Annotated in this window: 17 protein-coding genes; 7 read left to right on the top strand and 10 right to left on the bottom strand. The window is 70.1% G+C overall.

Annotated elements, in window-relative coordinates; all coding sequences use genetic code 11:
• From AC3B5L_RS00860 to AC3B5L_RS00850, 3 genes are all read right to left on the bottom strand, one after another.
• Positions 1–5,199 carry a DUF7927 domain-containing protein gene (locus tag AC3B5L_RS00860; RefSeq protein WP_490096075.1) on the bottom strand — a complete coding sequence of 1,733 codons (5,199 nt, stop codon included), beginning with the start codon at positions 5,197–5,199 and terminating at the stop codon, positions 1–3.
• A gap of 239 nt (positions 5,200–5,438) precedes the next feature.
• Positions 5,439–7,943, bottom strand: coding sequence for an FtsX-like permease family protein (locus AC3B5L_RS00855; protein WP_490096074.1), 2,505 nt, complete (start codon positions 7,941–7,943; stop codon positions 5,439–5,441).
• Positions 7,943–8,710, bottom strand: a complete 768-nt coding sequence (locus AC3B5L_RS00850) for an ABC transporter ATP-binding protein (protein WP_370428154.1) — start codon at positions 8,708–8,710, stop codon at positions 7,943–7,945. Before AC3B5L_RS00850 ends, AC3B5L_RS00855 begins: the two co-directional genes overlap by 1 nt.
• A gap of 108 nt (positions 8,711–8,818) precedes the next feature.
• On the opposite strand from AC3B5L_RS00850, the gene AC3B5L_RS00845 reads away from it, so the two are divergent.
• From AC3B5L_RS00845 to AC3B5L_RS00815, 7 genes are all read left to right on the top strand, one after another.
• Positions 8,819–10,063 carry a sensor histidine kinase gene (locus AC3B5L_RS00845; protein ID WP_490096073.1) on the top strand — a complete coding sequence of 415 codons (1,245 nt, stop codon included), beginning with the start codon at positions 8,819–8,821 and terminating at the stop codon, positions 10,061–10,063.
• Complete coding sequence (locus AC3B5L_RS00840) at positions 10,051–10,689, top strand: response regulator transcription factor (protein WP_187662900.1); 639 nt, start codon at positions 10,051–10,053, stop codon at positions 10,687–10,689. Before AC3B5L_RS00845 ends, AC3B5L_RS00840 begins: the two co-directional genes overlap by 13 nt.
• Positions 10,690–10,736: 47 nt before the next feature.
• Positions 10,737–11,507: a LysM peptidoglycan-binding domain-containing protein gene (locus AC3B5L_RS00835; protein WP_259951746.1), complete on the top strand. Its 771-nt coding sequence runs from the start codon at positions 10,737–10,739 to the stop codon at positions 11,505–11,507.
• 250 nt (positions 11,508–11,757) lie between these two features.
• The gene (locus tag AC3B5L_RS00830) at positions 11,758–12,102 is read left to right on the top strand and encodes a PadR family transcriptional regulator (protein WP_187662898.1); all 345 of its coding nucleotides are present in this window, start codon (positions 11,758–11,760) and stop codon (positions 12,100–12,102) included.
• Between the two features lie 2 nt (positions 12,103–12,104).
• The gene (locus AC3B5L_RS00825) at positions 12,105–12,476 is read left to right on the top strand and encodes a DUF1048 domain-containing protein (protein ID WP_363588551.1); all 372 of its coding nucleotides are present in this window, start codon (positions 12,105–12,107) and stop codon (positions 12,474–12,476) included.
• On the top strand, positions 12,473–13,312 hold the full coding sequence (locus AC3B5L_RS00820) for an ABC transporter ATP-binding protein (RefSeq protein ID WP_490096072.1): 840 nt from the start codon (positions 12,473–12,475) through the stop codon (positions 13,310–13,312). Before AC3B5L_RS00825 ends, AC3B5L_RS00820 begins: the two co-directional genes overlap by 4 nt.
• The gene (locus AC3B5L_RS00815) at positions 13,309–14,076 is read left to right on the top strand and encodes an ABC transporter permease (protein WP_187662895.1); all 768 of its coding nucleotides are present in this window, start codon (positions 13,309–13,311) and stop codon (positions 14,074–14,076) included. The genes AC3B5L_RS00820 and AC3B5L_RS00815 overlap by 4 nt, the downstream gene beginning before the upstream one ends.
• Positions 14,077–14,256: 180 nt before the next feature.
• Here AC3B5L_RS00815 and AC3B5L_RS00810 read toward each other — a convergent pair whose 3' ends face one another.
• The 7 genes from AC3B5L_RS00810 to AC3B5L_RS00780 all read right to left on the bottom strand — a co-directional run bounded on the left by AC3B5L_RS00810 (position 14,257) and on the right by AC3B5L_RS00780 (position 21,699).
• Entirely contained in the window at positions 14,257–15,759 is a 1,503-nt protein-coding gene (locus tag AC3B5L_RS00810; RefSeq protein ID WP_490096071.1) for a lipase maturation factor family protein, read from the bottom strand.
• 56 nt (positions 15,760–15,815) lie between these two features.
• On the bottom strand, positions 15,816–16,793 hold the full coding sequence (gene bsh / locus AC3B5L_RS00805) for a choloylglycine hydrolase (protein ID WP_490096070.1): 978 nt from the start codon (positions 16,791–16,793) through the stop codon (positions 15,816–15,818).
• Positions 16,794–16,939: 146 nt separating this feature from the next.
• Entirely contained in the window at positions 16,940–17,218 is a 279-nt protein-coding gene (locus AC3B5L_RS00800; RefSeq protein WP_268777532.1) for a hypothetical protein, read from the bottom strand.
• Positions 17,219–17,400: 182 nt separating this feature from the next.
• Positions 17,401–18,096: a hypothetical protein gene (locus tag AC3B5L_RS00795; protein WP_268777533.1), complete on the bottom strand. Its 696-nt coding sequence runs from the start codon at positions 18,094–18,096 to the stop codon at positions 17,401–17,403.
• Between the two features lie 221 nt (positions 18,097–18,317).
• On the bottom strand, positions 18,318–19,226 hold the full coding sequence (locus AC3B5L_RS00790) for a glycine betaine ABC transporter substrate-binding protein (protein WP_259951737.1): 909 nt from the start codon (positions 19,224–19,226) through the stop codon (positions 18,318–18,320).
• Positions 19,227–19,396: 170 nt separating this feature from the next.
• Complete coding sequence (locus AC3B5L_RS00785; protein ID WP_259951736.1) at positions 19,397–20,356, bottom strand: ABC transporter permease; 960 nt, start codon at positions 20,354–20,356, stop codon at positions 19,397–19,399.
• Positions 20,356–21,699 carry a quaternary amine ABC transporter ATP-binding protein gene (locus AC3B5L_RS00780; protein ID WP_232089145.1) on the bottom strand — a complete coding sequence of 448 codons (1,344 nt, stop codon included), beginning with the start codon at positions 21,697–21,699 and terminating at the stop codon, positions 20,356–20,358. The genes AC3B5L_RS00785 and AC3B5L_RS00780 overlap by 1 nt, the downstream gene beginning before the upstream one ends.
• Positions 21,700–22,006: the final 307 nt, after the last annotated feature.

Below are 22,006 nucleotides of genomic sequence, written 5' to 3'. Positions count from 1 at the left end.
CTAGCTCTGCAGGCGGCGTCGGCGCACCAGCAGCAGCACGGCACCGCCGATCAGGAGGGCGATCGCGAGCCCGAGGACCCACGGCGCCAGCTGTCCACCCGTGAGGGCGAGCGGCGTCAGCACCGGGTTCTCGGTCGTGCTCGTCGGGGGCGTGATCGTCTCCCCGCCGGGAGGCGTGGCCGACGCCGTGGCCGCGTTCCGCAGCGTCGCTCCCGCCGCGTCGGCGTGCACGGTCACCGCATAGGTGATCACGACGCGCTCCCCTTCCGCGAGGCTGCCGGTCCAGCGCAGCGTCGTGCCGTCGATCGTCGGCGCGGCCACCGCACGGTCACCCACCGTGGCGGTCGCCGAGCCGCGGAGGTCGGCGTGCCGCAGCACTCCGGCCAGGTCGTCCGTGACGACGACCTCGTCCAGACCCGTCTCGCCGGTGTTGGTGCCGGTGAGGGTGTAGGTCACGACGCTGCCCGTCGCGACGGCGGAGCCGGATGCGGGGTCGGACGTCTTGACGAACGCGAAGCCCGGGGTGCCGACGGGGTTCTCCGTCGTCACCGGCGGCGGGGTCAGCTCGGCGCCACCCGGAGGCGTCGCCGTGCCCTCGACGGTGTTCGCGATGATCACGCCGCCGGCGTCGCCGTGCACGGTCACCGAGTAGGTGATCGTGACGCGCTCGCCGACCGCGAGGTCACCGGTCCAGGTGAGCTCATCTCCCGCGACGACGGGTGTCGCGGCGGTGCCGTCGCTCAGGGTCGCCGTCGCGTCGCCGTTGTAGGCGGCGTGGGCGAGCACACCCGAAAGGTCGTCGACGATGCGGACCGGAGCCAGCGCCGTCTCCCCCGTGTTCACGCCGGTCACCGTGTAGGTGACGACGCTGCCCGGGTCGACACGCGTGCCGGAGGCGGGGTCGGCGAACTTGTGCAGCTCGAAGCCCGGCTCGTTCACGGGGTTCTCGGTCGTCGCCGGCGGCGTCTCGATGGGCGGCACGCCACCGGGCGGGGTCGCCGAGCCGGAGGCCGAGTTCTCGATCACGGACCCGCCGGCATCCGCCCGCACAGTCACCGAGTAGGTGATCGTGACGGTCTCGCCGACCTGCAGCGCACCCGTCCACGACAGCCCCTCCTCGGCCACCGTCGGCGCGGTGGTCACCGTGCCGCCGATCGTCGCGGTCGCATCGTCGTTGTACTCGGCGTGCGCCAGGACACCGGAGAGGTCATCGGTGACGGTGACAGGGTCGAGAGCCGTCTCCCCCGTGTTCACGCCGGTCACCGTGTAGGTGAGGACACTGCCCGGGTCGACCGCCGTGCCCGCAGCCGGGTCGACGCTCTTCGAGACCGAGAATCCGGGCTCGTTGACCGGGTTGGTCGTGACACCGGGCGGCGGCGTGATCGTGGATCCTCCCGGCGGGGTCGCCGTCGCGGACGCCGCGTTCTCGATCACGGTGCCGACGCCGTCGGCGCTCACGGTCACGGAGTAGGTGACGGTCACGGTCTGGCCGACCGCGAGCGCCCCCGTCCACGACAGCTCGGTGCCGTCCAGGGTCGCGGGAGCCGCAGCGGCACCCGCGATGCTCGCCACGGCGTCCGCATTGAACGTCGCGTACGGCAGCACGCCGGACAGGTCGTCGGTGATCGTCACCGGGTCGAGCGACGTCTGGCCCGTGTTGGCGGCCGTCAGCGTGTAGGTGAGCACGTCACCGGGATCGACAGCGGTACCGGCGGCGGGGTCAACGGTCTTGGCGAACGCGAAGCCGGGCTCGTTCACGGGGTGCTCCGTGCTCGACGGCGGCGGCGTGATCGGCGTGCCGGGAGTCGTGGGGCTCTCCGGGTCGCTCGGGTCGGCGGGGATCAGCGGGGTCGCCTCTCCGGTCGCCGTGTTCGCGATGGTCTCGCCGCCGGCGGTGGAGTCGACGGTCACCGAGTAGGTGATCACGACGTCCTGGCCGGGGCGCAGCACGCCGTTCCACGACAGGGCGCCGTCGGCCACGCGGACATCGCCGCGGGTGGCGGACACGTCGTCGTTGTACGACGCGTGGGCCAGCGCCGCGCGCAGGTCGTCGCCGATCTCGACGGGGTCGAGGACGGTGTCGCCCGTGTTGCGGCCGGTCACGGTATAGGTGATCACGGTGCCGGGGTCGACGCGCGTGCCCGTCGCCGGGTCCGCCGTCTTGGTGACGGTGAACCCGGGGGTCGCGACGGGGTGCTCCGTCGTCGCCGGCGGGGTCTCGACCGGGGTGCCCGGCGTCGTCGGACTCTCCGGGTCGGTCGGGTCGGTCGGGATCAGCGGGGTGCCCTCACCGGACACCGTGTTGCGGAGCAGCACGCCCGTCGCATCCTCGTCCACGGTCACCGTGTAGGTGATGTCGACGCGGTCGCCGGGAGCGAGCGTCCCGGTCCAGGTGAGGGTGGTGCCGGAGAGCGTGACGGATCCGGACGAGGCCTTCGCGTCGCCGCCGTACTCCGCGTTCGCGAGGACGGCCGAGAGGTCGTCGACGATCGTCGCGGGGTCGAGGACCGTGTTGCCGGTGTTGACGCCCGAGACCGTGTAGGTGATCGTGTCACCCGCGCGGACGGCGGTGCCGGAGGCCGGGTCAGCCGACTTCGTGACCTCGAAGCCCGTGTCGACGACGGGGTGCTCCGTCTCCGCCGCCGGCGGGACGATCGGGGTCCCCGGGGTCTTCGCCCCGGAGGGGTCGGCGGGGTCGGTCGGGATCTGCGGCGTGGCCGATCCGGTGACGACGTTGTGCAGCAGGGCCTTCTCGACACCCGCGTCCACCGTCACGGTGTAGCGGATCGTGACCGATTCCCCGCGCGGGATAGCGCCGGTCCAGGTGAGGGTGGCGTCGGCGACCCGCACGGAGCCGCGGTCGGCCGTGACGTCGTCGTTGTAGCCGGCGGAGCCGAGCACGCCCGACAGGTCGTCGACGATCTCCGCGGGATCGAGGTCGGTGTCGCCCGTGTTGGTGCCGGTAATCGTGTAGGTGATCGTGTCACCGGCGGACACGGCCGTGCCGGAGGCGGGGTCGGCCGACTTCGAGATCGTGAAGCCGGAGCCGATCACGGGGTGCTCGGTGGTGACCGTCGGCGGGACGATGGGGTCACCCGGAACCTGCGGCCCGGTCGGGTCGCCCGGGTTCGGGGTGGTGGGAGTGCCCGATCCGGTCACGCTGTTGCGCAGGATCTCGCCGGAGGTGTCGTCGCCCACGGTCACCGAATACGTGATCGTCACGGTCTGTCCGGGCTGAAGCGTTCCGGTCCAGGCGAGGGCGCTCCCGGTCAGGGTCGCGCCGCCCGTGGTGACGGTGGTGCCGCCGACCGTGGTCGTGATGTCGTCGTTGAAGGCGGCGCTCGCGAGCACGCCGGAGAGATCGTCGGTGACGGTCGCCGGGTTCAGGACGGTCGCCCCGGTGTTCGTGCCCGTGACGGTGTACTCGATGGTCTGGCCCGGCTCCACCACGGTGCCCGCGGCGGGATCGGAGGTCTTCGCGACCTCGAAGCCGGCGACGGGGTGCTCGGTGGTGACGGCCGGAGGGGTGATCGGAGGCAGCCCCCCGGGCGGGGTGCCGGATGCGGTGACGCGGTTGGCGATGCGCTCGCCCTCCACGCCCTCGTCGACGACGACGGAGTACGTGATCGTGAGCACCTGCCCGGGCTCGAGGGCACCGGTCCAGGCGAGGTCGTCGCCCGTGACGGTGGCGGCGCCGGACGACACCGGGTCGCCGTCGATCGCCGTGGCCACGTCGCCCTGGTACTCGGCGTTGGCGAGCACACCCGACAGGTCGTCGGTCACGGTGACCGGGTCGAGGCGGGTGTTGCCGGTGTTCTCGGCCTGCACCGTGTAGGTCAGTCGCTGGCCGGGCTGCACGGCGGTGCCGTCGGCGGGGTCGGAGGTCTTGCGGAGAGCGAGGTCCGGCGCGAGGCGGACGTTCGTGTAGGTGCACGTGACGTCGGTGCCGAGCGGGCCGGACGGCTGGGTGACCTGTCCGTCGGCGGTGACGGCCACCGGGGTGGTCGAGCCGTCGGCGTTCACCTGCAGGCAGACGAGGGAGGCGTCGTACTTCGTGAGGTCGGTCGAGCCCGCCGCCGACTCGGACAGCCGGAAGGTGTCCCCCTGGTTGGTGAACACGGGGCCGACGTAGTCCGGCTGCAGACCGGAGCGGTCGCCACGGGTGACGGCGTCGGTCTGGGCGACCTGGTAGCCGACCGGCGACTGCACGCGGAGCCCGAACTGGTCGGTCCCGGCGTGACGGCCTTCGGGGAGATCCTTCTTCAGGGTCAGCGTGTTCGGGAACGTGCAGCTCGCCATGTCGGTGGGCGAGAAGGTGCCGAGCTGGGTCGTGTTGACCGTCTGCCCGCGGGGCAGGTCGACCTCGATGATGCGGTTGCCACCACCGGAGACCGAGACGAAGATGTGGCCGAGGTTGCCGAACGCGATGCCGTTGCCCTGCACGCCGGCACCCATGTCGTGCACCTGCTTGGCATCGATCGTCGCGGTACTCGGTTCGAGCGTGGCCGGGAGGTCGGAGGAGTAGATGAAGTTGTCGGCGACGAGCACGAGCTGGCCGGAGGCGCTGAAGGCCATGTCGCCGTTGGCGCCGAACGCGCTGCTGCCCGCGGTCGGACGGAGGGTTCCGACCTGCACGTAGTTCTGCGGCGTGACGTTCTCGTTCCACGCGTAGAGGTTGATGGCGCCGTTCACCGTGCCGCTGGCGAAGTAGTAGACGCCCGTCACGGGGTGCACGGCGCCGCGCAGCACCGAGGAGTTCAGCGTGAACGTCGTCTGCGCCGTCGTGTCGGTGACGCGGTCGTGCTTGGCCAGCGTCTTGGTACCGGCGGCGTTGGTGACCGTGTAGGCGTACCGTCCGGTCGACGAGAGGCCGAGGGCGTTGTTGGAGTGGTTCGCGCCGAGGTTGATGGAGCTGAGCGTGCCGCCGTCGCCTGGCGCTCCGCCCTGCTCGTTCACGGCGAACTCGCGCACCTCGGTGGCGCTCTGCACGTACACCGCTCCCGGCGTGCAGAGGAACGGCTCTGCCGCGGCGGCAGGCGCGGCGGTCAGCGTCCCGCCGACGACGATCATCGACGACGCGACGAGCGCCGTGCTCACGGCACCGCCGATCAGCCTCTTCGTCCGGCCCCGCCAGCGGCTGCGCCGCTCCGGCGGAAGGCCATCGGACGTGCGGTCCTTGCGGGCAACACGGAATCCCATGACTGCTCTCCCCATTCATCGCGTTCCGGCACGCATCCGCGCACACGGAAGCCCCCGCCCCCTCAGGCGACCGCCGAGCACCCTTTCGGGCAGGGTGGACTCGGTCCGGGCCTCCGCCAGCCTGCCCGGCTGCCGCGGAGGCCCCCGACCGAACCGGGGGAATTCACCCCTCCTTTTCACCCCGGGCGCACGCCGGAGGGCGCACCGGGGTCCCGATGCGCCCTCCGGTGGTCGCGGGCCTACTCGCGAGAGCCGATCTCCTCGATCGGGCGGCGGCGCAGCGCGGCCCCTGTCGCGACCCGCAGCGCGACGAGGGCGAGTGCGCCCATGCCGCCGACGATCGCGAGGGAGCCGAGCACGGGCATCGCCGGGAGCGGCTGCCCGGAGATGCCGTAGCTCATCCCCATCAGCGGCGGGATCGCCACCAGCACGCCGAAGACCATCGCGAGGGCGGCGATCAGGATCGCCTCGGTGCGCATCGTGGCGCGCACCTGTCCCCGGGAGGCGCCGATGAGCTGCAGCAGGGCGAACTCCCGGGACCGCTCCCCCGTCGCCATGACGAGCGTGTTCACGACGGCGATCGCGATGTACCCGAGGATGACCAGCAGACCGATGAGGCTCACCCAGCCCTGCTGCGACACGGCCCCGGTCATGCTGGGCTTCTGACCCGAGCCGGGGGCCACCTGCAGACCGTCGGCGGCGAAGACGTCGGCCGGCGCGTCACCGTCCACCGACACGAGGGCGAACGAGTCGAGCGCTGCGGAGGTGTGCGCGCGGACGTGGTCGACCGCCATGGTGAGATCGCCGAACCCGAGACCGCGCTCGTAGATGCCGACCACGGTCGCCTCCAGCGGCGCCCCGTCGCCGAGGACGCCCGTCACCGGGTCTCCGACGTCGAGGCCGAGCGTGTGCGCCGCATCGGCGCTCACCGCGATGGTCGCACCGCCGTCGAGGGCGGTGAGGGACCCCTCCTGCACCCGCAGGTCGAGCAGGCCGTCCGCGGTCGTCGGGTCCACGCCCTGGAGCACGTACTCCGTGCGCTCGATCTGACCTTCGATGTCGAGCGAGTCGAGCACCGCGGTGCTGACGACCACGCCGGTCGCTGCCGTCACCCCCGGCTCGTCGCGCAGCGCGCCGACGGCGTCGGGGGAGAGCCCGGCCGGAGCGGCCACACGCAGGTCGGCGGTGACCCCGGCCCGGGCCTGGGTCGCGGCCTCGTCCGCGACGATCGCCGGCCCGCCGATCTGCACGAGACCCAACCCGATGCCGAGGGCGATCGGGAGGATCGCGGCCGCCATCCGCCGACTGCCCGCGGTGGTGTGGGCGGCGGCGAGGAAGCCCGCGGCCGACGAACGACGCAGCACCGGCCCGACGAGGCGCACGCACAGGGCGACGAGCCACGGTCCCAGGAGCGCGAGCGCCACGATGAGCATGATCGCGGCACCGGCGGAGGCGCCGACCGCTGCGTCGCCGCGGAGCATCAGCGGGACGGTCGAGACCGAGACGCCGGCGGCGGCGAACACGATGCCGGTGATGATGCGGGGCAGGCCGATCGGGCCCTGGCCCGTCGAGGACTCGCGCAGCGCCTCGATCGGATCGAGGCGGGCGGGCCGCCGGGCCGCGATGCGCGCCGCTCCCCAGGCCGCTCCGAGCACCAGCACCAGTGCGCTCAGCGCCGGGAACGGGCTCAGCGCGAGGGCGAAGTCGCCGGGGATGACTCCTCCGGCCACGAACGCCGCCTGCAGTGCGGAGGACAGCAGGCACCCCGGGGCGATCCCGAGCAGCGCGGCGACGACGGCGACCGCGAGCGTCTCCCGCGCGATGAGGGCGTGCACCTGCGACGGGGTCGCCCCCACCGCGCGGAGCAGGGCATACTCGCGGCGACGCGCCTGGACCGACAGCGACAGCGTGCCGGCGACGATGAAGAGGGCGACGAGGATGCAGGTGCCGACGAACGCGCTGCCGATAGCGATGAGCAGGGTGCGCGCCGCCGCCGAGTCGAGGAACTCCACGTCTCCTCTGGCGTCTCCGGTCCGGGCGACCAGATCCGGGAACGCCTCGCGGATCGCGACCGCCGTGCGCTCGGGGTCCCCGTCGACGAACACGCCGAGCGCCTGCGGGGCCCCGTCGTGCGGGTCGAGGTCGCGGATGCGCTCGTCCGTCAGGAACACCGACACCGCGCGCTCCGGCAGGCTCTCCGCCGAGACCACACCGACGACCGTGTACGTCGCCGCGATGCCGCCGTGGGCGAGCGCAAGGGAGTCGCCCACGGCGTGCCCGGCTCCGGAGACCACCACGACCTCGTCGTCGGCGGCGGGCTCCCGCCCCTCCGCGGGCGTGAAGCCGGTGAGTGCCGTCGCGGACCAGGGGTGCGCCTCGACCACGGCAGGGGCCGTCCCGCCGGGCACCGACAGAGGCACGGTCACGTCGGCGACCACGGCCTCGACGCCCGGAAGCGCAGCGATCTCGCGCGCGGCGTCGGCGGGGACGGAAGCGCGCTCACGCAGCGGCACCGGCAGGTCCTCCGGCACGTCGACCTGCTGCACCGCCCCGACGACCACCTCGGCCGCCGTGTAGCGCTGCGGGGCGAGGCCGCCGCGGATGCCGGACTCGACGAGCACGCCGAGTCCGGTGACGAGCGCACTCGCGACGAAGATGGCGACGAAGACCCCGGCCAGACTGCGGCGATGATGACGGAGGTCGGCGCGGACGATCCGTCCGAGCCCGAGCGGCGCGGCCGACATCACCACTCCCCCAGCGTGCTCATGCGATCCGTGATCTGCTGCGGGGTGCCGCCGTCGAGATGTCCGGCGAACGCCCCGTCGGCGAGGAAGATCACCCGGTCGGCGTGGGACGCCACCACGGGATCGTGGGTGACGACGATCACGGTCTGATGCAGCTCCTTCGCGGTGTGCGCGAGGAGGTCGAGCACCTGCTTCCCGGTGCGGGAGTCCAGAGCCCCGGTGGGCTCGTCGCCGAACACGACGTGCGGGCGGGTGATGAGGGCTCGGGCGATCGCGACGCGCTGCTGCTGTCCGCCGGAGAGCTCGGCAGGGCGACGGTGGCGACGGTCGGTGAGCCCCACCGCGTCGAGCAGCGTCTCGAGCCGGCCGTGATCGAGGGGGCGGCGGCCGAGGCGCAGCGGGAGGGTGATGTTGTCCTCCACGCTCAGCGCCGGCAGCAGGTTGTAGGCCTGGAAGACGAAGCCCACATGGTCGCGGCGGAAGGCCGTGAGCTGCCGGGGCGTGAGCGCGGAGATCTCGGTGCCGCCCAGGTGCACCGTGCCACTGGTCGGGCGGTCGAGACCAGCGGCACTGTGCAGCAGTGTGCTCTTGCCGGAACCGGACGGCCCCATGATCGCGGTGAACGAGCCCCGCGCGATGGCGAGGTCGATGCCTCGGAGTGCGGTCACCCGGGTGCTGCCGGAACCGTAAGTCTTGACGAGGCCGCTGAGGCGCAGGGCCTCGGCGGGGGCCGCTTCGACGAGCGGCGCAGAGGAGAGGGAGGTCATGCTTCGACGGTAGGAAAGCCGCGCGACGGCTCCCATCCCGCACGGTGCCGCATCGATGGTGGAGCTGGCTCTACCGCGGGCCGCGGGGCGCTCGGGCAGACTTGCAGGGTGAACGACGGATGGATGCGCCGCTGGCTGCGTGGATGGCTGCCCGATGCGCGGTTCCTCGCCGTCGAACTCGGGGCCTCCGTCGTGTCCCTCGCGCTGTTCTGCGTCATCCTCGTGCTGCTGCCGCTCATGCTCATCACGGGCGGGGTGCTGCTGCTCCCGCAGGTCGTGCAGGTGCTGCATGCCTGGAGCGACCGGGCGCGCCGCCGGATCGGACGCCGGCGCGGGGAGGACCTCCCCCCGCTCACGCGCACGCTGCCGCGCGGCGCGACGATCGACGAACGGCTCCGCTACGCCTTCTCCCGCGCCACCGCCCGAGACGCGCTGTGGCTCACGGTGCACGCCTTCCCGGTGATGTGGCTGTCGCTGCTGACGCTCGCGCTGCCCCTGTCCGCCGTCAACAGCCTCGCCGTCACCTGGTACTGGCAGTTCGCCCCGGCCGACGACCCGGTGGGCTCACCGTACCCGGTCACGTCGTGGGAGCTGGCGTGGACCATGCCGCTCGTCGCCCTCGCCTATGCGGTGGCCGCGCTGTTCCTCGTGCCGGTGGTCGCCCGGCTGGTGGCGTTCGTCTCGGCGAAGCTCCTCGCGACGCCGCAGAAGTCGCGCCTCGCCGCCCGCGTCGACGCGCTGACTCTCAGCCGCGCGGCCGCCCTCGACGCCCATGCCGCCGAGCTCCGTCGCATCGAGCGCGACCTGCACGACGGCGCCCAGAACCGCCTGGTGAACGTCGTGATGATGCTGGGGATCGCGGAGCGCGCCCAGGAGACGGGTGGCGACGTGCTCGAGCCGTTGCGGCGCGCGCAGGACGCGGCGACCGATGCCCTCGCCGGCCTCCGCCGCACGGTGCACGACATCTGTCCGCCGATCCTCGACGAACTGGGTCTCGAGGGGGCGCTCGCCTCGCTCGCCGGGCGCAGCGTCGTCCCGTGCACGCTCGACGCCGCGGACGTCGGTCGGGTGCCGGCAGCGGTCGAGTCGGCCTCGTACTTCGTGGTCGCGGAGGCGCTGACCAACGTGAACAAGTACAGCGCCGCGACCCGCGCCACGGTGCGGGTCGAGCGAGAGGGCGAGCTGCTCCTCATCGCGGTGGAGGACGACGGGGTCGGCGGCGCGGTCGAGCGTCCGGGCGGAGGTTTCGCAGGGATCCGACGCCGGGTGGAGGCGTTCGAGGGCACGATGGACCTGTCGAGTCCCGCCGGGGGACCCACCATCCTGCGAACGGAGCTGCCATGCGGATCGTGATCGCGGAGGACGACACCCTGCTGCGGGAGGGCCTCGCGCTCCTGTTGCGCAGTGAGGGCTTCGACGTGATCGGCGCCGTGCCGGACGCGGAGGGCTTCCTCGCCCTCCTCGACGAGGCCGATGCGGCGGTGGTCGACGTGCGGATGCCGCCGACCTTCACCAGCGAGGGGCTCAAGGCCGCGGCCGAGGCGAGAGCCCGCCGCCCGGGCTTCCCGGTGCTCGTGCTCTCGGCGTATGTGGAGGACCGTTACGCGGGGGAGCTCCTCGCGGCGGGGGCGGACGGCCTCGGCTACCTGTTGAAGGAGCGCGTGGGCAAGGTCGCCGCGTTCGTCGACGCCCTGCGCCGGGTGGCCGCCGGGGGGACCGTGATGGACCCCGAGGTCATCTCGCAGCTCATGAGCCGGCGTCGCGCCGACGACCCCGTGCAGACCCTCACTCCGCGGGAGCGTGAGGTGCTCGGGCTCATGGCCGAGGGCCTCGACAACACCACCATCGCCGCACGCCTGTTCGTAACGGAGACCGCAGTGAGCAAGCACATCGGCAACATCTTCGCCAAGCTCGGGCTGGCCGCCAGTGACAGCGGCCACCGCCGCGTCCTCGCCGTCCTCGCCTATCTCCGCGGCTGACGCTTCCGCCCTGGTGCTCGGCGCGCTTCGATGCCATGCTGACCGGGATGAAGCGCTCCACCACGATCACCGCCGCCGTCGTCGCCGTCGCCGTCGCCGGCTTGATCGTCGCGGCCGCTCCTGTCGTGGTCAGCGCCGCGTCCGCCGTGTTCGACGTCACCTCGTGGGCGTCGGAGCGCTTCGCCGTCGAACCGTCGCCGACCCCCAGCCCGGCGGCCCTGAAAGCCGAGGACACGGCCGAGGACGAACTCGTCGACCTGGGTGACGGCATCAGCGTTCCCGCCGGCGGACCGGGGGACTGCACCACCAACGCGTTCATCACCATCGGCAGCGACGACGGCTCCCCGATGCACGCGAAGCTCCTCGGCGAGCTCGTGGACATGGGCGCGTCGGAGCTCGCGGGCGGACCCGTCACCCTGGATGCGGACGGGCGGATCTTCTCGTACGAGGTGCAGTCCGGCGACAGTCTGATCGCGATCGGCGAGCGCTTCTGCGTCGACTACGTCACTGTCGGCAGCTTCAACCATGTGCGCGGCTTCGAGCCGATCGCACCCGGCGACGTCCTCTACCTCCGTCCGGACCCGACTCTTCCGTTCGTCGACATCTACGGGCCGTACAACGCCGCGCCCGGCTCCTCCACGATCGCGTACTACGACGGAGTGGCGGCGTTCTCGACCGCCGTCGCCACCGCCGACCTGGGCGCCGCGAGGTGGCTGTGGCAGCGCCTGGAGAAGGACATGCCTCCCGAGACGGCCGCCGTGATCTCGCAAGCGCTCCACGACGACGACCTCCCCCTCCTCCGCCGCCTCTTCCCCTAGCCCCCTCCCCCCGTCCCCCTCCCCGTCCCGCTCCCCCCGTCCCGCTGAGACCCCGGGTTGTCGTCGAGACCCCGGGGTCTTCGCGTCGCCACGCGGGGGTCTCGCCGCGTACCCGGGGTCTCGGCGAAAAGAGGGAGGAGAAAGTTCAGTATTCGGTGATGCTAAGTACCAGTACTCAGTGTTACTTTGTACCGGTACCCAGCAACACTGAGTACCGAACAGAAGACACAGGAACGAGAGGAGGGTACCGATGGGCAAGCAGATGACCGAGATGCTCAAGGGCACCCTGGAGGGCATCGTGCTGGCCCTCCTCGCCGAGCAGCCTGCCTACGGATACGAGATCACCGCACGGATCCGAGACCACGGGTTCACCGACATCGCCGAGGGCACGATCTACGCACTCCTGGTGCGCATCGAGCAGAAGAACCTCGTCGACGTCGAGAAGGTGCCGAGCGAGAAGGGCCCACCCCGGAAGGTGTACACCCTGAACGCCCAGGGCCGACAGGAGCTCGAGGAGTTCTGGACCACCTGGAGCTTCCTCAAGACGCACATCGAACAGCTGGAAAAGCGCGACACCGAGAACAAGGAGAACTGAGCATGGCCGCGAAGTGGATCGAAGCGATCACCGGATCACTCGAAGAGAAGAAGCTGTACAAGCAGGCGCAGGCCCGCATCAACGCCCTCCCCGAACCGTACCGGGAGATGGCGAAGGCCCAGCAGCGCTACAACCTTTACTACGGGGGCCTCACCGACGGCGACACCATCGTGAAGATGTTCCTCGACATCGCCGACATGTGGGAGCGCGCCGCGATCGACGGCACCCCGGTCAGCGCGATCGTCGGCGACGACCCGGTCGAGTTCGCCGAGAACTACGCCGCGGCGTACGGCGGTCGCCAGTGGATCGACAAGGAGCGCGCACGCCTCATCAAGGCGTTCGACGACGCGAAGAAGAAGGAGGAGGAATCATGACGACGCCTGCGATCTCCGTCCGCGGCATCGAGAAGTCGTACAAGGACCTGCACGTGCTGCGCGGCGTCGACTTCGAGGCGGAGCGGGGATCGATCTTCGCCCTCCTCGGGTCGAACGGCGCGGGCAAGACCACGATGGTCCGGATCCTCTCCACGCTGCTGAAGGCGGATGCCGGCGCCGCGTCGGTGCAGGGCATCGACGTCGCGGCGGACCCGCTCGGCGTGCGGGAGAGGATCAGCCTCACCGGGCAGTTCGCCGCGGTCGACGAGATCCTCACCGGACGCGAGAACCTCGTGCTCGTCGCGAAGCTGCGGCACCTGCCCGACCCGGGTGCGGTGGCCGACCGGCTCCTCGCACGCTTCCGGCTCACCGAGGCCGGGGGCCGCAAGGTCGGCACGTACTCCGGCGGGATGCGACGCCGGCTCGACATCGCGATGAGCCTGGTCGGCGACCCCGAGGTCATCTACCTCGACGAGCCGACCACGGGCCTCGACCCCGAGTCGCGCATCGAGGTGTGGGACGTCGTGAAGGAACTCGCGAGCGGCGGCACGACCGTGCTGCTCACCACGCAGTACCTCGATGAGGCGGAGCAGCTCGCCGACCGCATCGCGATCCTGCACGAGGGCCGCATCATCGCGAACGACACCCTCGCCGGACTGAAGCGGCTCCTTCCGCCCGCGAAGGTCGAGTACGTCGAGAAGCAGCCCACCCTCGAGGAGATCTTCCTCACCCTCATCGGCCCTTCGACGGGCTCAGGGACCCACCCTTCGACGGGCTCGGGGACCCACCCTTCGACGGGCTCAGGGACCCGAGTCCAGAGAGGAGATGCAGCATGACCACGCACTTCGCCGCCGACACGGCGACGCTCACCGGCCGCTCGATGCGGCACATCTTCCGCAGCCCCGACACGATCATCACCACCGCGGTCACCCCGATCGCCCTGATGCTCCTGTTCGTGTACGTCTTCGGCGGCGCGCTCCAGCAGAGCACCGGCGCCGAGAACTACGTGAACTACCTGCTGCCGGGCATCCTGCTCATCGCGATCGCGTCGGGCATCGCCTACACGGCGTTCCGGCTGTTCACCGATATGCAGAGCGGCATCTTCGAGCGGTTCCACTCCATGCCGATCGCCCGGTCGAGCGTCTTGTGGGCCCACGTGCTCACGTCCCTCACGGCGAACGCGATCACCCTCGCGATCATCTTCGGCGTCGGGTTCCTGATGGGCTTCCGCACCGGGGCGAGCGTCTGGGCCTGGCTCGGAGTGATCGGCATCCTGATGCTGTTCACCCTGGCGCTCACCTGGCTGGCGATCATCGCGGGCCTGAACGCCAAGACCGTCGACGGGGCGAGCGCCTTCTCGTATCCGCTGATCTTCCTCCCGTTCATCAGCTCGGCGTTCGTGCCGACCGACACCATGCCGGCTCCGGTGCAGTGGTTCGCGGAGAACCAGCCGGTGACCTCGATCGTCAACTCCATCCAGGCGTTGTTCGCGGGGGAGCCGGTCGGGTCCGACATCTGGGTCGCGCTCGCCTGGTGCGTCGGGATCCTCGCGGTCGCCTACGTCTTCGCGATCATCTCCTACCGGAAGAAGGTCAGCTGATCGACGTCCAGCGAGACGGAACGCTCCGACCGGGGACTCTCCCCGGCCGGGGCGTTTCGCCGCGCTCGGCGCGTGTTCTCCCGGCCGCGTTCCGTCGCGTCGGGTTGCGTAAGGTCGCAGATTCTCGCTGAGGTCGCAGCTTCGCCCGGAATCCGTGCGACCTCGTGCGGATCTGCGACCTCAGCGGAGGCCGACCGGACCGAGCACCACACGGCGACCCGTCCGGACCCAGATCGCGCCGTCGGCACGGTGCTCGGCGCGGGTCGTGAAGCGGTAGCGGTAGGACACGGCTCGCACCCACCGCGGCCGCTCGCCGTGGAAGGGGTCGACGCGCAGCATCCGCAGCGTCGGGGCATCAGCCTCCAGCAGCCGCACGAGGAACACGGAGAACCAGTCGTCCAGCGAGTGCCCGAGCGGCAGGAACCACATCAGCCAGTCCAGCCGCAGATGATACGGAGCGAACTGCCGCGGGATCCGCCGCACGTCCCCCGGCTTCCCCCGGAACTCGTACTCGCGCCAGTGCCGGCCCTCCTCGTCGTCCGCCCCCTCGACGACGATCTCGACCCGCTCCCGCGTGACCGTGCCGAAGGCTCCGTAGGCGTTGGCGAGCTGCCAGCGGTTGAAGCTCGCGTTCATGAGCTGCCGTCGCGCGAAGAGGTTGCGCACCGCGGGCACGCTCAGCACGACGAAGAGCACCCCGACCGCCGAGGTCGCCACGACCCACCACAGCGGCATGCCCGACACCGTCCACGGCAGCGAGGTCTCCGGCGTCCGCTCCGGAGTCCCGATGCCGGGGAGGCCGATCGCGGAGAACCCGAGCACGATCGTGGCCCAGTTCAGCCACGCGAAGTTCCCGGTGAGCACGAGCCACAGCTGCGTCGCGATCACGATCCCCCCGGCGACGGCACCGACCCACGCGGCCCCTTCGACAGGCTCAGGGACCCAGCCAGCGCTGTCGGGGAGCCAGAGGGACAGGATCGGCGCGAAGAGGGAGAACGGCACGACGAGCTGCGCGACGTGGTTGCCGACCACCTCGAGCTTGTGGAACCACCGCGGCAGCAGATGCGCCTGGCGGCTCAGCGGCCCGGGCATCGGCTGGGTCTCGTGGTGGAAGGTCATCGCGGTGAGGTCGCGCCACTCGCGTCCGCCGCGGATCTTGATCATCCCGGCGCCGAACTCCAGCCGGAACAGCAGCCACCAGAACAGCACGATCACCACAGTCGGCGGCGGCTGGTCGTTCGAGCCGAGGAACGCCGCGAGGAACCCCGCCTCCAGCAGCAGCATCTCCCACCCGAACGAGTAGAACGTCTGCCCCACGCTCACCACCGACATGTAGCCGAACCACAGGGCGAGGAACGCGAGCATCGGCACCCACGGCGGTCCGAGCTGGGGAACCCCGACGACGAGCAGCGCGGCGACGACGATCCCCGCCCAGGACAGGGCCACCAGGCGCCGGTCGGTGTAGCGGACGCGGGTGAAGAGCGTGGGGTGCAGCAGCTTCCGGCGCTCGCGCTTCTGCGTCACCCAGTCGAGCAGCACGGGCGCGGGCAGGAGCCCATGCTCGCCGAGGAGCGGACGGAACTGGTTCAGCGTCGAGACGAACGCGACGAGGTACAGCGCCGCGATGCCCCGCTGCAGGACCTCGCGGGCGAACCCGAAGTCGACCGCCGCGAACCCGTCCACGGCCACAGGCTACGCCGCGACCCGCCGGCCGATGAGGGGGTTGCGCGTTCCGGAGATCAGTTCTGCATCGCGATCTGCTGGCCCTTCACGAGCGGATACGCCGCGAGCTCGGAGCCGTCGAGATCCTCCTTGTGCATGTCCACACCCGTGATCTGGCTGTTCTCGTAGGTCGTGTAGTAGTACACGCCCGTCGCGGTGTTGACGCACGACGAGTAGATGGTGATCTCGTACTTCTCCTCGTCGCCGACCTGCACGCACCCACGCTGCTGGGCGACAGAGCCGAGGATCTGGAAGAACTGGCTGATCGACTCCGACTCCGACGTCCCGCACACCGAGTTCATCCGCGTGAACACCGCCTTCACGAACCGCGACGACGACGACAGGTCGCCCGGCAGCCCGATCCCTCCCATGCCGCGACTGTAGAGGTCCATCGGCACGTCCGAGGCGAACGTGTTCTCCGGCTGCCGCTTCGAGAGGTGCTGATAGTCGTTGAGCCGGAAGCTCTGGATGTCGAACGTGGGATTGTTCGTGAGCACGCCCCACGGGTTGTCATACACCCTGAGGCCGTCGCGCACGCTCTCGACCGTGATCGACGCGCTCTTGTCAGCGATGATCCAGTGCAGCGGCGACAGCGGGAACTCCGGGCTGAAGTTGATGTCCACGAGACTCACCGACCGCAGGGCCTCTTTCACCTCGGCCACGGTCTCGAACTGTCCGAGAACCCAGGGGATGAACTCGAACGGCGTGACCTCGGTGTCCCCCGACCCCGGTGCCGGATAGTGCGCGTTGTCCGGGAAGTTGAGCCCGGCCATGCCGAGCCCCTTCTCGTTGACGGCGTCGTAGTAGAGCGGGTAGCCGTCGGCGATCGTGGCGATCCCGATGATCGCGTGATGCGTCGGCAACGACGGCAGCCGGTGGAACGGGAACGGGAAGTTCCGCGGCGTGACGGTCACCGTCTCGTTGTAGGAGAACTCCAGATCGAGGTTCCTCCCGAAGTAGTGGTCGGCGGTCGTGAAGCTCAGTCCTGTGCACATCGGTCTCTTCCCCCCTCCGCGACCCGGGCGGGTCGGCGAGTGCGGGCCATGCTTCCACCTTCCGGGCGTGAGCATAAGGGGGCTCACCCACGACGAAGGAGGGCCTCCCGCTGCGGGAGACCCTCCTTCGAGACGTGCGACGGGTGTCAGATCTCGCTACCGGCTCCTCCCGACGACCGGACGATAGCTCCGATCCACAATGTGACGTTCACTCCCGCGACGATGCAGAGGATCAGCGGCACCCACCCCGCAGCACTCGCTCCATCGACGAAGACCAGCAGAGCGAGGAGGGCGACTTCTGAGAGCATGAGCCCCCACAGCGTTACGTGCACCACTCGTATATGGCGAAGGTCGGTCGACATCAAGGCGCCCGTGGACAAAACCATCAGCGCCGCTAACAACATATTGGTCATGGTTTTCTCCACCGCAGGAGACCCTTTCACGCTAATTGGGCACGCAGAAGTAGCCGGACCGCATCACCGTAGGGGCGAAGGGCAGAACTCCAGTCACCCAGGTGTGCCCTACCCAAACACCACGGCTCTTGATGTTGCAGACATTAAGGAGTGCCGCACCGAAGCCAAGGAGCGCGCCTGCCAAGGATGTGACGTTAACCGCCACCCTGATGGTGATCGACAACCTGGACGAGCTTGCTGCCGGAGACTTCGTAGTGCGTCGCGATGCGCTGGCCTCTCGCATCCGTAGCCCACGGTGTGCCAATCCTTCCGATCATTGCGGTGAGTACCCCAGTGCCGTCGTCCACGGCAGTTCTGCTCAATGAAGCCGAGCCGTCCTCGTTGATCGCGATATCCACATCGTCGGGCAGCGCATACGACAAGCGTCCGGGCGCATCCGGGCCGGTGATGACCGTGCTAATGCGCAAACCACCCTCAAGTGCCTGAATCACCCCGGTCACCTCTGACCCCTCGCCCACCGCGCTCCCGTCCTGTGCAACGGACACCTCAGCGCTTTGAACCTGCTCAGGCAGACCGATCGTGAGGCCCGTCAGCTCCCCTCCCCACGTACCGGCCGGCGAGATTTCAATCGGGTCCGAGAAGGCGCGAGGCACGGATACGGTTGCGTCCTCCCCGGCTGAGACGAGCGCTCCGTTCAGAGGCTGCAACGGCACCTGCGTCACTTCATCTGCCTGCGGATGGATCTCCGCGGCGGACGAGACGACATCCACGGCTTCCTCCGTACCGTCGATTTCAAACGCGTTCGCTGCCACACCCCCGGAGGAAGCGAGCATGGCGACTATCACGACGCTCGCGATACCGACGCGCGGGAATCGGTTCTGTCGATTCATCAGATACCTCTTCTTGTATCGAGTTCAACATCCCGCCTGTACAGGACAGTACCCGGGCTGTCGTAGGCGCGCTGTCCCCCCTTCGGGGGACAGCGCGATCAGACCGGACGATCGGAATAGCTGAGCGCGACCATGACCGTGACCGCGAGCGAAAAGGGTCGCCCACGACGAAGGAGGGCCTCCCGCTGTGGGAGACCCTCCTTCGAGACGTGCGACGGGTGTCAGCTGGTGACGGTCCAGTCGAACTGGTCGCCGTACTCCTCGAGCCACGCGTCGACCGCGTCGGCTTCCTTGCCCTCGCCGTACTCGTTGACCACGAGGTCTTCGAGCGCGCCGTACTGCTCGTCGTCCAGCTTGATCTTCTTGATCAGCTCGGCCGCCTCGGGGAACTCGTCCGCGAAGCCCGTGGTGCCCAGGAAGTGCAGGCCCTCGGCCTCGCCCATGGCACCCTTCGGGTCCTCGAGGTCCTTCACGGGGAAGGCGTCGTTCGCCCAGAACGGACGCCACAGCGTGACGACGATGTCCTCCTTCTTGTCGGTCGCGGTCTTCAGCTCGGTGAGCATCGCCGCGGTCGACGAGGTGACGAGCTCGTACTCGCCGTCGAGGCCGTACTCGGGCATCATCTTCTGGGTCTGGGCGGTCAGGCCCGCACCCGGCTCGATGCCGTAGATCTTGCCGTCGAAGTCGGCGCCCTTGCCCGCGAGGTCCTCGATCGAGGTGAGCTCGGAGTACTCCGGCACCGCGAGGGTCAGCTTCGCGTTCTTGTAGTACGTGCCGAGGTCTTCGATGTCGTCGCCGTAGGTGTCCATGTAGGAGGCGTGGGTGAGTTCCGGCCACGCCGACGGGTACATGTCGACGTCGCCCTGCGCGAGTCCGGTGTAGAGCGGGCCGGCCTCGGTGAGCGTCTTCATCTCGACCGTGTAGCCGATCTTCTCGAGCTGGTCCTGCAGGAGGTAGGCGGTGCTGAGGCCGTCGGTCCAGGAGGGCAGGAACCCGAGGGTGATGGTGCCCTTGTCCTCGGCACCGTCGCCGCCGCCGCTCGTGCCGCCGGCGCCGTCGCCGCTGCATCCGGCGAGGGTGAGCGCTGCGGCTGCACCGAGGGCGGTGATGGTCAGGATCTTCTTCTTCATGTGACTCTCTCTCTTGCGTTCCGTATGTGATTCAGGAGGTGCGGACGAGGCCGCGGGACAGCTGTGCCGGGATCGAAACCGTGCCGGGAGCCGCGCCCCGGCGCCCGTTTTCCATCCCGCACCGGACGAAAGGGGGTGGGGGACGGAGACGGGGGCGCGGGGCGGGGCGCTCAGGCGCGGGCGAGCTCGGACTCGGTCGGGGCGGAGTCGGCGGGCGCGGAGGCTGCGGGCTCCGACGCCACGGGAGCGGAAGGCCGGGACGAACCGCGACGCTTCAGCATGCCGAGGAGCGAGGAGCGGTTCTCGCCGGGCGCGCCCAGAGCGGCGGTCACCCGGTCGAGGAACACGGCGATGAGCACGACGCCCAGTCCCGCCTCGACACCCTTGGGGATGTTGATCGTCGAGATCGCCTCGACGACCATCTTCCCGAGCCCGTCGGCTCCGGCCATACCGGCGATGACCGCCATCGACAGCGCGAGCATGATGACCTGGTTCACGCCGGCCATGATGGTCGGCATCGCGAGCGGCAGCTGGATCCCGCGGAGGATCTGACTCGGCGTCGCTCCGAAGGCGTGTCCGGCCTCGACGGTCTCGGCGTCGACACCGCGGATGCCCAGCTCGGTCAGGCGCACGCCGGGAGGCAGCGCGAAGATCACGGTGGCGACGAGTCCGGGCACCACACCGATGCCGAAGAACACGATCGCCGGGATCAGGTACACGAAGGCCGGCATGGTCTGCATGAAGTCGAGCACCGGCTTCAACGTCGCGCGCACCGTCGCATTGCGCGCCGACCAGATGCCCAGTGGCACCGCGATCAGCACGGCCACGACGGCGGCGACGAGGACCAGCGCGAGCGTCTGCATCGCCGGGACCCAGAGGTCCATGGCGACGATGAGCCCGAACGACAGGATCGTGCCGATCGCGAGCTGCCACGACCGCACGACCCAGGCGATCAGCGCGGCGATCACGATGATGACCGCGAAGTGCGGGGTGAGGAGCAGGCGGGTCAGGCCGTCGACGAGGAAGCTCACCACGAACGAGACCGCGTCGAGCAGGCCGTCGAGGTTGGCGGTGATCCAGTCGACGCCGGCGGCGACCCAGTCGCCCACAGGAATGCGGAAACCGTCCATCAGCGCACCTCCTCCGTGTCGACCTGGGCCTCTGAGCCGAACCCACCCTGGGTCCCTGAGCTCGTCGAAGGGCCGGGCTCGGCCGTCCATCCGTCGTCGAGCACGGCGTCGATCTCAGCCTGGGGCATGGGGGTCATCGGCAGCAGGATCTCCTCGGTCGCTCCGGGCCCGGGACCGAGCGCCGCGAGCAGGGTGACGCGCGGGATCACGCCCGCGAGGCGGCCGTCGGCATCCGTCACCGCGAGGGGCAGCGGCGACTCGACGGCGGGGACGAACAGGTTCATGAGGACGTCGTCCTCGCGGACGCTCTGCAGCACCGGCTTGATGATCGAGTCGAGGCGCGTGGCGCCCTGACGGACGAGCTTCACGGCGTCGCGGTCGGTGACGACGCCGACCAGCTGGCGATCCTTGCCGACCACGTAGGTCGCCGACATGTAGGCGTCCCGCATCTGGCGGAGCGCGGTGCGGGGACCGGCCGACTCGGCGACGACGGGGCGCGGACGCTCCATGACGTTCGCGGCGGTGAGCACGCGCGCGCGGTCGACGTCCTGCACGAACTGCTCGACGTAGTCGTTCGCCGGGTCCATGAGGATGTCCTCCGGCGTGCCGATCTGCACGATGCGCCCGTCGCGCATGACGGCGATGCGGTCGCCGAGGAACATGGCCTCGTTGAGGTCGTGCGTGATGAAGACGATGGTCTTCTGGAGCTTCTGCTGCAGCTCCAGAAGCTGCTCCTGCATCTCGCGGCGGATCAGCGGGTCGAGCGCGCTGAAGGCCTCGTCCATGAGCAGGATGTCGCTGTCGGCGGCGAGGGCGCGGGCGATGCCGACGCGCTGCTGCATGCCGCCGGAGAGCTCGGAGGGCAGCTTGTCTCCCTGGCCCTCGAGTCCGACGAGGGCGAGGATCTCCTCGGCCTTGGCCTGGCGCTCGGCCTTGCCGACCCCCTTGAGCTCGAGCGGGTAGGCGACGTTCGCGGCGACCGTGCGGTGCGGCAGCAGCGCGAAGTGCTGGAACACCATCGAGATGCGGTCGCGGCGGATCTCGCGCAGGCGCGCGGCCGGGATCCCCGTGATCGGGTCGCCGCCCACGGTGACGGTGCCGGCGGTGATGTCGTGCAGGCCGTTGAGCATGCGGATGATGGTCGACTTGCCCGATCCGGACAGGCCCATGATGACGAAGATCTCACCGCGGTTGACGGTGAAGCTGGCGTCGATGACCGCGGCGGTCCCCGCGTCGGCGACGGCCGTGCGGCTCTCCCCGGCCTTCAGTCGGCGGACGGCGGCGCTCGGATTCCTCCCGAACACCTTGTACAGATGGCGCGCTTCGAGTGCTGTTTCGGACACGTTTCCCCTGCGGCTCGGCCTTCGGGTGGCTGAGCCTGCTTCGGTTACGCCCGGGTGATCCTCACGAGGCCGTTCGACGTCTTCGCTGTGGCGGCACAGGCGGCGGATTTCGGATCCGCCGCAGAGGGGATCGACCGTACGCCCACGCCTCTTCGCCGCACAGCTCATCGAAGGAAGGACGTGACCGCGGACTGGTCTATGGGCCGTCAGGCCCGCAGACCAACGTAACGAAATGGCCGGTCAGCGGCAAATCCTGCTCCACGGACGTACCCGGGTTTCCGCCGCTGACCGGGGGATAGTACGAGCG

The organism is Microbacterium sp. C-MGS6 (assembly GCF_058140415.1).
Note: the sequence above shows the minus strand (reverse complement) of the source record. Positions and strands in the feature narration are given on the sequence as shown.

Bases quoted from the DNA above. Each gene is read 5' to 3' on its own strand.
- AC3B5L_RS00860 (WP_490096075.1), bottom strand. From the start codon at position 5,199: ATGGGATTCCGTGTTGCCCGCAAGGACCGCACGTCCGATGGCCTTCCG.
- AC3B5L_RS00855 (WP_490096074.1), bottom strand. From the start codon at position 7,943: ATGTCGGCCGCGCCGCTCGGGCTCGGACGGATCGTCCGCGCCGACCTC.
- AC3B5L_RS00850 (WP_370428154.1), bottom strand. From the start codon at position 8,710: ATGACCTCCCTCTCCTCTGCGCCGCTCGTCGAAGCGGCCCCCGCCGAG.
- AC3B5L_RS00840 (WP_187662900.1), top strand. From the start codon at position 10,051: ATGCGGATCGTGATCGCGGAGGACGACACCCTGCTGCGGGAGGGCCTC.
- AC3B5L_RS00835 (WP_259951746.1), top strand. From the start codon at position 10,737: ATGAAGCGCTCCACCACGATCACCGCCGCCGTCGTCGCCGTCGCCGTC.
- AC3B5L_RS00830 (WP_187662898.1), top strand. From the start codon at position 11,758: ATGGGCAAGCAGATGACCGAGATGCTCAAGGGCACCCTGGAGGGCATC.
- AC3B5L_RS00825 (WP_363588551.1), top strand. From the start codon at position 12,105: ATGGCCGCGAAGTGGATCGAAGCGATCACCGGATCACTCGAAGAGAAG.
- AC3B5L_RS00820 (WP_490096072.1), top strand. From the start codon at position 12,473: ATGACGACGCCTGCGATCTCCGTCCGCGGCATCGAGAAGTCGTACAAG.
- AC3B5L_RS00815 (WP_187662895.1), top strand. From the start codon at position 13,309: ATGACCACGCACTTCGCCGCCGACACGGCGACGCTCACCGGCCGCTCG.
- bsh (WP_490096070.1), bottom strand. From the start codon at position 16,793: ATGTGCACAGGACTGAGCTTCACGACCGCCGACCACTACTTCGGGAGG.
- AC3B5L_RS00795 (WP_268777533.1), bottom strand. From the start codon at position 18,096: ATGAATCGACAGAACCGATTCCCGCGCGTCGGTATCGCGAGCGTCGTG.
- AC3B5L_RS00790 (WP_259951737.1), bottom strand. From the start codon at position 19,226: ATGAAGAAGAAGATCCTGACCATCACCGCCCTCGGTGCAGCCGCAGCG.
- AC3B5L_RS00785 (WP_259951736.1), bottom strand. From the start codon at position 20,356: ATGGACGGTTTCCGCATTCCTGTGGGCGACTGGGTCGCCGCCGGCGTC.